Origin of the sequence: Microbulbifer thermotolerans (assembly GCF_001617625.1) — a bacterium.
Classification (GTDB): Bacteria; Pseudomonadota; Gammaproteobacteria; order Pseudomonadales; family Cellvibrionaceae; genus Microbulbifer; species Microbulbifer thermotolerans.
The window spans coordinates 1,223,248-1,237,848 of the sequence record NZ_CP014864.1; the positions used below are offsets into that span (position 1 = coordinate 1,223,248).

At 58.7% G+C, this 14,601-nt stretch carries 14 protein-coding genes and 1 other RNA gene; 9 read left to right on the forward strand and 6 right to left on the reverse strand.

The annotated features are described in order from the left end of the window. Positions 1-37: 37 nt before the first annotated feature. The 3 genes from A3224_RS05125 (at position 38) to A3224_RS05135 (ending at position 2,662) form a co-directional block, all read left to right on the forward strand. The gene (locus tag A3224_RS05125; protein WP_067152238.1) at positions 38-433 is read left to right on the forward strand and encodes a ClpXP protease specificity-enhancing factor; all 396 of its coding nucleotides are present in this window, start codon (positions 38-40) and stop codon (positions 431-433) included. Between the two features lie 307 nt (positions 434-740). Continuing rightward, a complete protein-coding gene (locus A3224_RS05130) occupies positions 741-1,934 on the forward strand; it encodes a GGDEF domain-containing protein (protein WP_082817391.1) in 1,194 nt (397 codons plus the stop codon). A 113-nt stretch (positions 1,935-2,047) separates the two neighbouring features. Then, positions 2,048-2,662 (forward strand): Yip1 family protein, encoded by a 615-nt coding sequence (locus tag A3224_RS05135; RefSeq protein WP_067152242.1) that lies wholly within the window; start codon positions 2,048-2,050, stop codon positions 2,660-2,662. A gap of 395 nt (positions 2,663-3,057) precedes the next feature. On the opposite strand, the gene A3224_RS05140 is transcribed toward A3224_RS05135, so the two are convergent. Together A3224_RS05140 and A3224_RS05145 are read right to left on the reverse strand one after the other, a co-directional pair. Next, a complete protein-coding gene (locus A3224_RS05140; RefSeq protein WP_067152244.1) occupies positions 3,058-5,016 on the reverse strand; it encodes a M48 family metallopeptidase in 1,959 nt (652 codons plus the stop codon). 3 nt (positions 5,017-5,019) lie between these two features. After that, positions 5,020-5,616, reverse strand: coding sequence for a LemA family protein (locus A3224_RS05145; protein WP_067152246.1), 597 nt, complete (start codon positions 5,614-5,616; stop codon positions 5,020-5,022). Between the two features lie 210 nt (positions 5,617-5,826). Between A3224_RS05145 and A3224_RS05150 the strand changes: the two genes are divergently transcribed. Then, positions 5,827-7,017: an acetyl-CoA C-acyltransferase gene (locus A3224_RS05150; protein ID WP_067157491.1), complete on the forward strand. Its 1,191-nt coding sequence runs from the start codon at positions 5,827-5,829 to the stop codon at positions 7,015-7,017. Positions 7,018-7,489: 472 nt separating this feature from the next. Here the strand turns inward: A3224_RS05150 and A3224_RS05155 are convergent, their stop codons facing one another. The 4 genes from A3224_RS05155 to A3224_RS05170 are packed head-to-tail and all read right to left on the reverse strand — an operon-like array spanning position 7,490 to position 10,998. Continuing rightward, positions 7,490-8,083 (reverse strand): BON domain-containing protein, encoded by a 594-nt coding sequence (locus tag A3224_RS05155; protein ID WP_231902470.1) that lies wholly within the window; start codon positions 8,081-8,083, stop codon positions 7,490-7,492. Positions 8,084-8,087: 4 nt separating this feature from the next. After that, positions 8,088-8,678 carry an SIS domain-containing protein gene (locus tag A3224_RS05160; RefSeq protein WP_067152247.1) on the reverse strand — a complete coding sequence of 197 codons (591 nt, stop codon included), beginning with the start codon at positions 8,676-8,678 and terminating at the stop codon, positions 8,088-8,090. A 60-nt stretch (positions 8,679-8,738) separates the two neighbouring features. Next, complete coding sequence (locus tag A3224_RS05165; protein ID WP_231902471.1) at positions 8,739-9,089, reverse strand: YraN family protein; 351 nt, start codon at positions 9,087-9,089, stop codon at positions 8,739-8,741. Further along, positions 9,076-10,998: a penicillin-binding protein activator gene (locus A3224_RS05170; RefSeq protein WP_067157498.1), complete on the reverse strand. Its 1,923-nt coding sequence runs from the start codon at positions 10,996-10,998 to the stop codon at positions 9,076-9,078. The genes A3224_RS05165 and A3224_RS05170 overlap by 14 nt, the downstream gene beginning before the upstream one ends. A gap of 48 nt (positions 10,999-11,046) precedes the next feature. On the opposite strand from A3224_RS05170, the gene rsmI reads away from it, so the two are divergent. The 5 genes from rsmI to ftsL all read left to right on the forward strand — a co-directional run bounded on the left by rsmI (position 11,047) and on the right by ftsL (position 14,533). Further along, complete coding sequence (gene rsmI, locus A3224_RS05175; protein ID WP_067152251.1) at positions 11,047-11,898, forward strand: 16S rRNA (cytidine(1402)-2'-O)-methyltransferase; 852 nt, start codon at positions 11,047-11,049, stop codon at positions 11,896-11,898. Positions 11,899-11,965: 67 nt separating this feature from the next. After that, an RNA gene (gene rnpB, locus A3224_RS05180) (RNase P RNA component class A) lies at positions 11,966-12,343 on the forward strand. A gap of 532 nt (positions 12,344-12,875) precedes the next feature. Further along, positions 12,876-13,319, forward strand: a complete 444-nt coding sequence (gene mraZ, locus A3224_RS05185) for a division/cell wall cluster transcriptional repressor MraZ (RefSeq protein ID WP_067152253.1) — start codon at positions 12,876-12,878, stop codon at positions 13,317-13,319. A 12-nt stretch (positions 13,320-13,331) separates the two neighbouring features. Continuing rightward, positions 13,332-14,258 carry a 16S rRNA (cytosine(1402)-N(4))-methyltransferase RsmH gene (gene rsmH, locus A3224_RS05190; RefSeq protein ID WP_067152255.1) on the forward strand — a complete coding sequence of 309 codons (927 nt, stop codon included), beginning with the start codon at positions 13,332-13,334 and terminating at the stop codon, positions 14,256-14,258. Next, positions 14,255-14,533 carry a cell division protein FtsL gene (gene ftsL / locus A3224_RS05195; RefSeq protein WP_067152257.1) on the forward strand — a complete coding sequence of 93 codons (279 nt, stop codon included), beginning with the start codon at positions 14,255-14,257 and terminating at the stop codon, positions 14,531-14,533. The genes rsmH and ftsL overlap by 4 nt, the downstream gene beginning before the upstream one ends. The last annotated feature ends 68 nt before the right edge of the window (positions 14,534-14,601 follow it).

A 14,601-nucleotide genomic window follows, 5' to 3' on the forward strand; every position in this document is an offset into this window, starting at 1 on the left:
GACGGTATAAAGGGAGAGTGTTTTGAGCAAGCCGGCGATGACATCCAACCGCCCGTATATTCTGCGGGCTTTCTACGAGTGGATAACCGATAACCGGTGCACTCCCTATATTCTCGTCGACACTCATCTGCCCGGAGTGCTGGTTCCTCAGCAGCATGTCAACGAGGACGGGCAAATCGTGTTGAATATCTCCGAGTCCGCGGTGGTCGGCCTCACGATGGATAATTACGCTATCCGCTTCAACGCCCGCTTCGGCGGCGTGCCCACCGATATCCAGGTACCGGTGGGTGCGGTGGTGGGTATCTACGCGCGTGAAAACGGCCAGGGAATGGTATTCGAGGCTGAGGAGACGCCGGAACCGCCGGAGCCCACGCCGCCCACCAGTCTGGGGCGCAAGTCCGCGCGCAAACCCGCCCTGCGAGTGGTCAAGTAGTCGGCGGTGGCAATTGCCATCGTCGGCGCGTAGGTGGCTGATTGGCGTGCCTGTGCTGGCCCCTGACACCTGTGTGTTGGGGTAAAGGATGTGGGCATGTGGAAGAGACTCGAATGGGCTCCTGAAATCTCCGGCTTGGCATTCGACGGTTTCAAGCTATCCACGCTATGGGTTGAGTGTTGTGTGTGGGGCATCGTATCTCCCCGGAGCGAGCGAATTCAGGTGAGTTTCCCTAACTGAGATCCACGCCCTCCGGCGCGCTTTACTGAGCGATATAATCCGGGGCAAACGTCACGTTTTGCCGCCTATGTCTCTATTCATGCAGTGGTTGCGCCACGGCTGGCTGCCGCTTCTCTTGTTGACTGCTTTTGTGCTACAGCGTTATGCGTGGTTGGACTTCCCGTTCCCAGCACCTGTGAAGCTTTCACCGGTACTCCTTGGCGTCGCGCTGGCACTGGCGGTTTTTTTCAAGTCCAGTCGACTGGCGTATGCCGCCACACTGATTCTCGCCTTCTATTTGGCCTTGGATGCTGTGCCCTGGTTGCGGCAGGAAAGCCTATTTTCCCTGGGCCTGGCATTGGTGTCGCTGAATATAGCTTTAGTTGCCTATACCAGTGACAGGAATCCACTCAGCGGATTTGGCCTGTTGCTACTGTTCGCGGCCCTCGGGCAGGGGGTGGGACTCTACTTGCTACAGAGTTGGCCGAACTCCTTTAGTTGGCTCATGCCCTTGACGCTGCCTTATGGCGGTGGAATCCAGTTTGACCTGGCGGCACAGGTGTTTGTCTGTGCGATTCTGCTTTTACTCGTGAAGGTCAGTGTGAAGCCTGAAGCTACCGGCTTCGGATTGCTCGCTTGTACTTTGCTGTTGTATTTGGTTCGGGACCCGGCTTTGCCGCCGGGACAGTTTCACCTAGCTGCCTCCATTAGTAGTCTGCTGCTGACCTTCCTTGTTTTGCACAGTGCCTACGAACTGGCATTTCGCGATGAGTTGACGGGTATTCCGTCGCGGCGCGCATACAACCGGTATCTGCTGACACTGGGGCGCCATTACATGATCGCGGTGATTGATATCGACCATTTCAAGAAGCTCAACGATCGGCACGGCCACCGCGTCGGCGATCAGGTACTGCGCATGGTGGCGGGCAAAATTGCTCGTTATGGCGGTGGGCGTGCATTTCGTTACGGGGGTGAGGAATTTGTGGTGGTTTTTCGTGGGCGCGATAGAGAAAAAGCGCTGAATGCACTTGAACGTATGCGTGAGAAAATCGCCGGTTATCCCTTGAAGCTGCGTTCGGCCATGCGCGATACCGCCGACAACGCCAAGGCTCGCCGCCGGCGGGGGCAGGGCGGTGGTCGGGCGATCAAGACAACTGTCAGTGTCGGCCTAGCTGGCAGTGGCGGTAATCACCGGTTGCCGGAAGCAGTGTTGGAGGCCGCGGATCGGGCCCTCTACAGAGCGAAGCGCGGTGGGCGCAACAGAGTCTGCACGCAGGCCTGATATAAATCATCCTCCTATAAAAATGGCGCTTCATTCCTGGTTTGGATTGGTTAATTCCACGCCGGCTCCCGATACTGCTAAACAGGCAGTGAAAGATGAGAGGGAGAAAGCGCGTGCGATTACTCAGCCATACCATTGGAATATTCACCCATCCCGACAAAGAGTGGAAAGCCATTCGCGCCGACCACCTTTCCTTTGCGCAGGTGTTTTTCAGTCATGTGCCCATTTTGGCACTGATACCGACCATCGCCGGATATATCGGTGTGACCTATGTCGGCTTTGAGCTGGGTGGCCATCTCACGAAGCTGACATCGCAAAGCGCTGCTTTATTGGCAGTGGTGACCTATTTCGCCATTGTGCTCGGCGTTTACCTGTTGGGAGAGTTCATTAACTGGATGGCCAAGTCCTACGGTGTAGAGGGTGATGAACCCCGGCGCCACTACGAAGGCACGGCTCTGGCGGTCTTCGTGACCACGCCTATATTCCTAGCCAGCTTTGTGCTGATTTACCCGCACTTGTGGCTGACGGTGATTGTTTTTGGGTTAGCTGGAACCTATTCCATCTATCTGCTGTTTGAAGGTATCCCGATCCTGATGAATATGAACAAGGAGCGTGCCTTTCTTTATGCGTGTGCTGTGGTGACAGTGGCGCTCGTCATGATGGTGACGGTGATGATCGGCTCGGTGATTCTCTGGAGTATTGGGATCGGACCCGTATATCAGCATTAGGGCACCTCCGATGCGATCAAGCTGGGTTTCTGGGTGTCGCCCCATCACCTGCGCTTTTCATCTGGTCTCAAAGTAGCTTGACCGTCAGTACGCAACTTAATCAGAGGTTCCCTGGGTTCTTCCTGCGGAAACGGACTGGGTTAGGAAACCTCTAATTCGCGTGAACACAATGGTAGGTTTCGGGGCGCTCAGGCAATAGCGCAGATATTTCGAAAACGCACGAGTACTTCCCTGTAGCTCCGCCGGATACCGCCTTGTATCCGACGGTTTCGAAATAGCCGTCCTATTACCTGAGCTTCACATCCGCCCCCGAAGAACCTCTGCCACCAGGAAATGAATTAATCAGAGGTTCCTTAGTTGTAGCAACACAGTTCGCAAAGGCCGTGCTTGGGGGGTTAAGTGCGCTCTGTAACGGCTGTGGTCCCGGCTGCAGCGGTAGTTGCAGTTGTCGGTGCAATGGGGGGCATGGGGCAATCCAGGCTGTCGGCCACGGCACGCAGCAGTTCGATTTCCTCGGCCGCCACTATTCCATCGTGAACCATAGTGGTCGCGATTGCTTTGAGCAGTACCGGCTTCTTGAGCGGAGGCATAAGGGCGGCGATGGCGACAGCTTTATCCAGGCGCGGCAGAGTGATGTCCGCCGAGGTGGGCAGCGGTGTGATATTCAATTGCATGGCGTTGAGGCCTGTCTCGTAGGCTCGCTTGGCGGAGAGATAATCCGGGTTACCGGCATGGGCCACTGCGGCCAGTATAAAGCGCGCAGCGTCCTTTTCAGCCCCACCTTTTGGCGATAAGCGCTGGCGATCCGGGCTGCCTTCCAGTGCGTGCATCAGCACCCGGTACAGGGCCCACTCCCAGAGCTCCACCACCCCGTCACTGCGCAATAGCTTGATCAGATTGCGCTTGAAAACTTGGTATTGCTGGGGAGCCAGCGCCTTCAGCGCAGGTACACACAGATCTAGCAGCACCAAACGCGTGCCAGCGGCCAAGTCCCGCAGCTGCGGCCCCAATCTTTGCAGCTCCCGCATCACCGCCGGATGGGCAATCTTTTGCAGCAGCTGGTGTTGTTGCTTTCTGTGCTGCTGATCGCCGTGCATCATCAGGTGATAGACCAGCGCGCGCGCGGCGAAAGGGTCGTGAGCGGCCTGCTTGACGGCCTCCGGCACCGCCTGCAGAAGCTGTCTGCCGTACGCCACCTGTTGATCGCTAGGGCTGCAAATGCTGTTGTCGACCGCGTCGATCACCTGCTGGAGGGATGCACTGCTGCTCGCGGATGCCACCGGGGCAATACCCATAACCTGGGCATTTTGCTGCTCTGTCACGGAAAATCCCAGGGGCTCTTTGTCCACATTCGGAAAGTGCCCGTTCCATTGCGGGTCCAGCCTCGCGATGCGTTCCGCCAGCGGCGGATGGGTTGCAAAGAGATTGGCGAAGGATTTTTTCAGGCCGCTGGCGAAGTACATGTGGCTGAATTCCGCCGCATTGCTCGATGCCAGCTCGGAACCGGCGCTGTAGCCGCCGATTTTCTTTAGCGCACCGGCGATACCCCGGTTGTTGCGCGTGTATTGCACTGCCGAAGCGTCGGCGAGAAATTCCCGTTGGCGGCTGACGGCGGACTTGATTAGGTTGCCGAAGAAGGTACCGGTGTAGCCGATCACCATCAGTCCGGCGCCGATGCCGAACAGCGCTGTGCGGCCGCGATTATCCCGGCTGGAGCTGAAGTGCGAACCGCGCAGCAGCCAGTAGCCGAGCATCCCGATAATCAGTATGCCGTGCAGAAGACCGACAATGCGGATATTGAGACGCATGTCGCCGTTGAAAATATGGCTGAATTCATGTGCCACCACGCCCGCGAGCTCGTCGCGGTTGAGCTTTTCGATGCAGCCGCGGGTCAGGCCAATCACCGCATCGCTGGGTTTGTAGCCGGCGGCAAAGGCGTTGATGGCATCGTCTTCGATCAGATACACGTCGGGGACAGGTGTACCGGAGGCGATAGCCATCTCCTCGACGACGTTGAGCGCGCGCTTTTCCGCGTCGCCATGGGGGGCGATGTTGATCTTGCGTCCACCCAAAGACTCCGCCACCGCGCGACCGCCCGCCGCTAACTGACGCAATTTGTAAAGGCTGCCCAGGCCGATCACCGCGGCGATGGAAAGCGCGATGGTGACGACAGTGTCCCAGCCCAGCAGCTGACCGATTTGCGCCGGGGAGAAGTCTAGGCCCTGCGAGTAGGCTACCAGCGCGGCGGCGAGTAGAGTGGTGATCCCGATCAAAAGCAGTACGGCCAGAGTGAAGAGCCCCACCAGCAGACCGGTGTTGCGTTTGGCCCTGTCCTGGTACTCGAAGAAATTCATGGGTTAGAACTCGATCCGCGGTGCCGCTTGTATGGTGTCTGAATCAGCGAACTCCAGCAGCTTGCCGTCTTCCCGGTGACCAAAGAAACCGGCGAAGAAGACGGGCGGGAAGCTCTGTTTGTAGATGTTGTAAGCGGTTACTGCGTCATTGAAGGCCTGGCGGGCGAAGGAGACTTTGTTTTCAGTACTGGTGAGCTCTTCGGTGAGCTGCATCATATTTTGGTTGGCCTTGAGTTCTGGGTAGGCCTCCATCACTACATTCAGGCGTCCCAGCGCATTGGCCAGTGCGCCCTCGGCTTGTCCCAGATCGGAGATAACATTGGCGTTGCCGGGGTTGGCGGCGGCTGCCTTGAGGCCTGCCAGGGCAGTATTGCGGGCTTCGATCACTGCCTGCAGTGTCTCCCGCTCGTGTTTCAAATAGCCTTTGGCGGTTTCCACCAGGTTGGGGATAAGGTCGTAACGGCGTTTTAGCTGTACCTCGATCTGCGCAAAAGCGTTTTCGTAACGGTTTTTTAGTGATACCAATTTGTTGTAGATACCGATAACGTAGAACAAAAGTGCGGCGATGATCACCAGCCAGACGATAGTTGAGATTTCCATATGACTTCTCACTGTTGTTGTAAGTTGTTGGCGTCGATAGTAACACGGCGGACGTGGAGTAAATGCGTCGTGCGGCGGGTTCTTGCGCGCTGTCTCATGCCAAGGGTGGATGGCGTCGGATGCGGGCGCATCGGTTATAATGCCGCCGCAATATAACAATCGCCGGTGTCCGATAAGAGCGGCGGCGGCACAGATTTGGGAGCAGCCAGTATGAGCGATGTAACTTCAGATCCGGTAGTCATAGTCGGAATGGCGCGGACGCCGATGGGCGCCATGCAGGGAGGACTGTCGGAGGTCAGCGCGCCGGAGTTGGGCTCTGTGGCCATCCGCGCGGCGCTCGAGGATGCGGGTGTGGCGCCGGCGGACGTCGATGAAGTGCTGATGGGTTGCGTTTTGCCCGCCGGTGTGGGGCAGGCTCCCGCGCGTCAGGCATCTATCCGTGCGGGAGTTCCCGAAGGCACCCCCTGTACTACTGTCAACAAGGTGTGCGGTTCGGGCATGAAAACCGTGATGATGGCCCGGGATGCCTTGTTGCTGGGCGAGGGTAGGGTGATTGTCGCTGGCGGCATGGAGAGCATGACCAACGCTCCCTACCTTTTGCCAAAGGCCCGTGGTGGCATGCGACTGGGCCACGGTGAGGTAAAAGACCATATGTTCCTGGACGGTCTGGAGAATGCCTACGATGGCAAGTTGATGGGTAACTTCGCCGAGAATACCGCGGACAAGTATGGGTTCACCCGCGAGGAGCAGGATGCCTTTGCGCTGGAATCCCTGGCCCGGGCGCAAAAGGCCATAGAGAGCGGTGTCTTTGAACGCGAAATAGCGCCGGTGACTATTTCCACTCGCCGCGGTGATGTACAGGTTCGCGTGGACGAAGGGCCGGGCAATGCGCGTCCGGACAAAATCCCTCAGCTGAAACCCGCATTCCGCAAGGACGGCACTGTCACCGCCGCCAATGCCAGCTCTATCTCCGATGGCGCCGCGGCCCTGGTGCTGATGCGCCGGAGCGAGGCCGAGCGGCGCGGCCTGAAGGTGCTGGCAGTATTGCGCGGCCAGGCCCAGTTCGCGCACCAGCCGGAGTGGTTTACCACTGCCCCTGTGGGGGCCATGCAGAAGCTGTTGGAGCGCACGGGCTGGAGTGTGGATGAAGTGGACTTGTTCGAGATCAACGAGGCCTTCGCTGTGGTGGCCATGGCAGCGATGCGTGAGTTGAACCTGCCGCACGACAAGGTCAACGTCAACGGTGGTGCCTGCGCACTGGGCCACCCGCTGGGCGCCAGTGGTGCTCGTATACTGGTCACTCTTTTGGCGGCGATGGAAAAGCGCGATGTGAAGCGAGGAATTGCCAGCCTGTGCATCGGTGGCGGTGAGGCGACTGCGGTCGCGATTGAGCGGGCCTGACGTGACCGAGGGGCGGGCTGCTGGGAAAGCGTTGCAGCAGCCCGCTCAGAACCCCTGAATTTTTTCGCTCCCTGACGTTAAACAGATATCGCAGCGGGGCAATAAGCTCAGCGGATTATCGACTGGCTAGCGGCTTCGAAACTATGGAACCTCTGATTAATTCGCTTCCTGACGGTAAAAATTCTTTGGAGCTAGATGAGAAGCTCAGGTGATAGGATGGCCATTTCGAAACCGTCGGATACAGGGATGTATCCGTCGGAGCTACAGGGAAGTACTCGTGCGTTTTCGAAATGGCCATCCTATTGCCTGAGCGCCACGGAACTAACCAAAGCGTTCACGCGAATTAATCAGAGGTTCCCTATCAATTTTCAAAGTGCTGTCAGCAGGGGCGCAGGGACTTTCTCCTGTACTCTTTTATGCTTCAAGCGCCCTGGAGAATCCAGGGCGCTCAGGAGAATAGGGGCAAAGTTCCTTAGTCGATATATTCCACCGCCTTAACCACCTTTTGCACACCTCCGATACTGCGGGTCACATCCGCCGCTTTTTCCGCCTCGGCGCGGGTCAGCAGCCCCATCAGATAGACGACGCCATTTTCCGTTACCACTTTAATACGGCCGCTGTCGATTTCCTTGTTGGCAAGGAGATTACTTTTCACCTTGGTGGTCAGCCAGGTGTCGCTGGAGGCCGCCAGGAAGGATGCATTGCCGCGCACTTGGATTTCGTTATACACCTGGCGGACATTCTGCACCTGTTGGGCGGTGCGGCCGGCCAGCAGGCGCAGTTCGTTGTTTGGAACCTGGCCTGTGAGCAGCACTACGCCGTTGAAGGCGTTGACATTGATATTGGCTGCCTTGAGATCCGGGTGCGCCTTGTTGATATTGACAGTGGTTATGGTTTCGATTTTTTGGTCATCGATAAAGGTGCCCAGTGAGCGTTTGCCTGGGTCCTGCTGGATAGGACCGTCGTGCGTGGCTTCCAGCACAGTACTGCAGCCGGCACTCAAAATGGCACTCGCGATCAGGGCGATAAAAAAGCGTTTCTTTTGAAACTTTAATTTTTTTTTCACGGTTTCAGTCCTCGTAACCACCGAAAAGACTGCTGTCGATCAGGTCGCACAGACAGAAAATCGTAAGCAGGTGTACTTGGTGTACCTCTGCTGCGACCTCTGAAGGTACGCGCAGTTCAATATCGTGTGTGTCCAGCAGTGCAGCGCAGTCGCCGCCGTCACCACCGGTCAGCGCCAGTATACCCATATCCCGGTCGCGCGCCGCGCGCATGGCCTGAATTAGGTTGGAGTCGCGGCCGTCGCTACTCAGGATTACCAGCAGGTCACCCGGCTGGCCCAGGGCGCGCACCGGCCGGGCGAAGATTTCCGCGCGGCCGTGATTGCGCGAGACAGTGCCCATGGACACGGCGTCGCCATTTAAGGCGATTGCCGGCAGGCCGGGGCGCTCGCGCTGGAAGCCTCCCAATAATTGGGCGCAAAAGCTTTGCGCCAGTGCGCCGCTGACACCGTTGCCGCACAGGAGAAGCTTGTTTTCCGCCAGCAGGGTGTGCACCACCATTTCGCTCGCTTCGGCCACCAGTGGCGCCAGCACCTCGCCCGCGTTCATTGTGGCTTCCAGACTGCGGTGGAATAGGGTTACAACTCGCTGTTCCATAATTACCTTTGACGGGAGAACGCGTGGTTCACCCTATTGATTCCATAATTCAGATATGGGTTATGCCCCGAAGGCGCCTTTTATCCAGTGAATATCCTGGGTATCGCCTTCAATCGCAATGACATCGAAGCGGCAGGGGCAGTCCAGTTTGTTTTGCTGTAAATAGGTTTGTGCGGTGGCTACGAGCTTCTTCTGCTTGCGCAGATCGACACTGGCGCCCGCCGAGCCGAATCGGCTACTGCGACGGTAGCGCACCTCAACAAATACCAGTGTGTTGCCGTCCTTTGCGATCAGGTCGATTTCACCGTAGCGGCCGTGGTAGTTGCGAGTCACGAGCCTCAGGCCGGCGGCTTGCAGGTAGCGCGCCGCCACCGTTTCCATTCGGGGGCCAATGCCTTCAGAAGGCTTCACTGTTTCCCGTAAGCTCCATGTTTTCCACTGGCTGTGGGGCTACCTCCTCCGTTGTGGTGATTGGCACTGGCGCCCCTTTCTTGATACGCGCCCATATTTGTTCGCGCACGATGCGTCCGTCGGCAGTGAGGCTGAGCGCTCCGGTCAGACCGTGTACCCGCTGTTCCGGGAAGCGGCGCAGCATGGGAATGCGTGGGAAAAGGCGGAAAGCGTCCGCCCCCAGGGCATACAGTCGCGCGAAAGCCGGGGCCGGGGCTGCCTGTGCTTCGATATTGCGTTTGGTGAGATTGTCATCCTCGAACAGCCAGGGCAGTGCGGTGAAGCGGATGCCGTTGATGTCTCTGTCGCGCTGTGGGTCAACACGTCCCCCAAATACCTGTGATGTGGCGTAGACAGGCAGGTCGCCGGCATAGAAAAAGGCCAGCATCGGGTTAATCTGGCGCGCCTGCTGGGGCTGCGCCAGCAGGAAGATCATATCCACATCGCCGCGGCGTCGCGGTGTAAATGCCAAGGGGGCGGCCAGTTTCCGCCGCAGGCTTGCCTCGCGGGCCTTACTGTCTGAGATCAGCAGGGCATCGCTCACCAAGCGGGAAAAGTTGCTGTTGTCATTGAAGCTGCGGCTGACAGTTACTGTGCCGCCCAGCCGCTGCCACTCCTCTTGGAAGGCCTTGGTTCCGCGCTGGCCCCAGCCGGAGTCGGTGGCGAGGATCATCGCCTGGCGGTGTCCCTGCAGATAGGCGTGCCGGGCCACTTGGCGCGCTTCGTCCTCGATGGCCAGTCCGAACTGCACCAGGTCGCCGGTCAGGCGGCCTTCGTCACCGTAGTTCAATGCCAGGGTGGGCACCGGCAGTTTTTCGGTGGCGAGCAAGTTGGATACTCTGCGCTTGTCCAGTGGACCCACGATGGCCTGGGCACCAGCGTCGACGGCGGACTGGTAGATCTCTTCAAACGGCCGGTCACCGCCGGTGTCGTACACTTGCACCGCTGGCGTCGGGGCACCTGCGTTCAGGGCCGTGTAGTAGGCGGCCATAAAACCGTCGCGAATGGCCCGGCCTGCGCCGCCCAGTGGGCCGGACAGAGGTAGCAGCAGGGCTATGTGGTCGGCGCGCTGAGTCGCCAGCTGCTCCAGAAGCTGCAGCGCCTGGGGCGGATGGGTGTTGGCGCTATGGTGCGGCCACTGCTGGCGCCAGCGTGTCAGGGCGGACAATTGTGAGCTGATATCGGTCTGGGTGTCGCGTCCCAGCAGGGCGAGTTGATACCATCCGCGCATCTGCGGGTCGCTGCTTTCGTCGGCGCGCAGTTGCAGCTCACGGGATGGGAGTTGGGTGAGAAGCTGCCAGAAGCCGTTGTTATTGTCCGCGATGGCGTCGTCGGTGCGCGCCAGTTCCGCGATTTGACGGCGCTCGGCGATGGCGCTGTCTAGGTCGCCCAGCAATCCCCAGAGATCAGCGCGCAGGTCGCGCAGCGGCAGTGCGGTGTCCGCGGGTAACTGCGACAATATGGCATCGAGGCGCGGGGCGGTGGTCAGGTCGAGGGCGCGAAAAAATTCGTCTTCCTCGGAGAGCAGGCCACCGTACACCCGGGCATAGCGGGCGTAACTCAGGTCGTCCAGCTGTTCCGGGGCTACTTTCGCAACCGCCTGCTTTGCGGACGCCTTATCTCCCAGTTCGTATAGAATGGCCGCCGCCTGCAGGCGCTGTTTGTCCCGCTCTGGTGCGGGTAGTGATTCGGCGCTGTGCAGCAACTGTATCGCGGCACTGCGGCTCGCGGCACTCGTGTTATCCACCGGCAGCTGCGCGTCGGGTCTGGTAGCCGGCGTTTGACAAGCGGCCAAGGCCACGGTTAGAGCACCAGCGGCAAATCGGGCGGCTAACCTGCTGACAAGGGAGGATGCGCCGGGCGCGGACATATTCTTCTCCAGCAAAATGTAACTTTTACTCAAACAATGGGATTGTCTATGGGGCCGGATCAGGCGCTGCTTTATATCGTCGCTACGCCTATTGGTAATTTGTCCGATATGGTACCGCGAGCTGTTGAAGTTCTACAATGCGCCGACCTAGTAGCGGCGGAGGACACACGTCACAGTCAGAGGCTTTTTTCTCACTTCGCTATCGATACTCCGCTGATAGCGTATCACGACCACTCGGATGAAAAGCGGACGGAGCAGATACTGCAGCGGCTGGAGAGCGGTCAGACGGTTGCGCTAATCTCAGATGCGGGTACGCCTCTGATTTCGGATCCCGGATACAGGCTGGTGCGCGAAGCTCGCCGCCGGGGCATTCGCGTGGTGCCTATTCCCGGACCCTGTGCGCTGATCGCCGCGCTCAGCGCCGCGGGCTTGCCCAGCGACCGTTTCAGCTTCGAAGGGTTCCTCCCCGCCAAACCGGTGGCGCGCCAAAAAGCTTTACATACTCTGGCGTCGGAGAGCCGCACAATGGTCTTTTACGAGGCTCCGCACCGGGTGGTGGAGACGCTGGAAACGATGGTGGCGGTGTTTGGGGGCGATCGGGAAGCGGTGATCGCCCGTGAGTTGACCAAAGCGTTCGAGACCTTCCATTCCGCCCCCCTGAGCGAGCTGGCGGCCTGGGTGGGGGACGACAGCAATCAACAGCGTGGTGAAATCGTATTGTTGGTGCGTGGTGCCGAGCGCCGTCGAGGTGACGAAGAGGTGGATGCAGAGGCTGAGCGGGTAATGAAGCTATTGTTGGGGGAGCTACCTCCCAAGAAGGCTGCAGCGCTGGCCGCTGAGATCACCGGAATAAATAAGAAGGTGTTATATAAATGGAGTCTGGCGAGCAAGGGCGAGTGACTGCGTGCCGTCGGTTGCCCTGTGTTTGTGCCTTGCATTTCCCGTCTTCCACCACTAACCTTCGCCGTGAGCTGGCCGGGCAATCGCTGCCGTTTCGACGGTGGAGGAAAGTCCGGGCTCCACAGGGTGGGACGCCAGGTAACGCCTGGGGGGCGCGAGCCTACGGAAAGTGCAGCAGAGAGTAGACCGCCGATGGCCCCGGACCCCGGTTCGCGGGCACAGGTAAGGGTGAAACGGTGCGGTAAGAGCGCACCGCGCAGCTGGTAACAGTCTGCGGCGATGGTAAACCCCGTCCGGAGCAAGACCAAATAGGCCCTCTATAGGTGTGACCCGCACTGAGGGCGGGTAGGTCGCTTGAGGTGTCTGGTGACAGGCATCCCAGATGAATGATTGTCGCGAGCGGTGATCCGCTCGACAGAACCCGGCTTACAGGCCAGCTCATCCGCTTTTAGAACCCGGCGCCCAGCCGGGTTTTTCCTGTTGATTGAAGATCTAATGGCGTATCCGCGCCTGAGTGCGCACTTGGGGCCCGGTGGCGCTCGTTTCCTCTCCCTGATTTGTGTCCATTGCGATTGCCGGCCGCGAGTGCGGCTAGTGCAGCGGGTGTGTTTATTGCCGGGGTTGTGTGCAAGTTAAAGTGTTTCCTTAACTTAAAAAAGTAAGTGCTTGCTCCATTTTGCAATTGCAGTGTCGCCTGAAGCCCATTTTCTCCCCTTTTTTCTCTGCAGCCCCCGAGATTGCTGGGTTTTCGCGGCACTTTGCCGCCGATTTCCTTGACTTTAACCCGACCAGATTTATAGTGTCGGTGGTGGAGAAAAGTGGAAATTTGTGGAATTAAGTGGTTTATTCGTGGCTGTGAGTGGGTATTTACACTGCTCGAATGAGAATTGCTCAAATTTTCTCCGCTAGCATTCCCGGCAACTAGGTCGCGTCCGGGGCGGATAGCGCACACGAGAAAAAACGCACACCGATAAAAAGTGTATTTAGGCAGCCACGCAATCAATATGGACGCCAAGGGGCGTCTGGCCATTCCGGCGCGCGTTCGCGACACGCTGCTGGAAGAGTGTGGCGGGCGGCTCGTGGTGACAGCTCATACCGAGGAGCGCTGTCTGCTGGTTTACCCGGAGCCTCAATGGCGGGAAATTCTTCCGAAAATTGAAGCCTTGTCCAGTTTTAACAAGGTGGCACGGCGTGCCCAGCGGCTGTTGATTGGCTATGCCTGCGAGCTGCAAGTGGATGGCAATGGCCGCGTATTGATTCCGCCGACACTGCGGGAATACGCGGGGTTGGAAAAGAAGCTGATGCTGGTGGGGCAAGGCAAGAAATTGGAATTGTGGAGCGAGGACCGCTGGATGGCCTGGCTCGACGACAGTGAGGGTGAGGGGGAGATGCCGGAGGAGATGGCGTCCCTCTCTTTATAAGGAGAACACAGGGTGTCTCAAGAACTGCATCGCAGTGTGTTACTGCGCGAGGCCGTGGATGCCCTGGTTACCGATCCAGGCGGCTTCTATATAGACGGCACTTTTGGTCGCGGAGGCCACAGTGCGGCGATATTGCAAAAGCTGAATGATGCGGGGCGCCTCCTGGGTGTCGACAAAGACCCGCAGGCGGTCGAGTACGCACAACAGCGCTTTTCCGATGATGCGCGGTTTGCGATTTGGCACGGTTCCTTCGCTGATATGGACACTGCGGCCGGGGACTGGGCAGGCCGGGTGAACGGAATACTGCTGGATCTAGGAGTGTCCTCTCCTCAGCTGGATCAGCCAGAGCGCGGTTTCAGCTTTATGCAGGATGGCCCGCTGGATATGCGTATGGACACCAGCAGGGGTGACAGCGCGGCAGACTGGATCAACAGCGAATCGGAGGCGGAGCTGGCCCACGTATTTAAGGAGTATGGAGAGGAGCGCTTCGCCCGCCGCATAGCGGCGGCTATCGTCCGGCGCAGGGCGGAAAGGCCGTTTTCGCGCACCTTAGATCTGGCGGAGGTCGTCAAGGCGGCCAACCCCGCCTGGGAAAAGGGAAAACACCCGGCTACGCGCGTGTTTCAGGCAATACGTATTCGGATCAACGGCGAGCTGGATGACCTGCAGCGGGCCCTGGATCAGTCCCTGCAGCTGCTTGCACCCGGTGGACGTCTGGTGGTGATCAGCTTTCACTCATTGGAAGACCGCATGGTGAAACGTTTTATCCGCGAAAAGGAACGCGGTCCGCAGTTACCGCGGGGGCTGCCGGTGAGGGAGAGTCAGATCAGCAAGACGCTGAAGTCGGTCGGCAAGGCAGTCAAGGCTGATACCGGAGAGGTGAGCGAGAACATCCGCTCCCGCAGCGCGGTGATGCGGGTCGCGGAGAAGCTGGGGTGAAAGGTGGAAAGCACCTGGTGGTGGTGTTGTGGCTGGCGACCATCGTATCGGCTTTGGCGGTGGTGTATAGCACCCAGCGCAGCCGGGAGTTGACCGCTCAGTTGATGCAGGCGCAAAAAGCCCGCGACGAACTGCGTTATGAGCAGGAGCGGTTACTTTTGGAGAAGAGTGCCTGGTCTGCATACAGCCGTATTGAGAGGGTCGCGCGGGAAGAGTTGAAAATGCGTGTGCCGTCGCCAGCCGAGCGGGTGTTGGTGCCGGCGGAGCACAATTAGAGAAGCAGGGTGGAACAGGCGTTTGGGCGGGCATACGGAGTCAGCGAGTTGCCCCATTCGATGCCGAA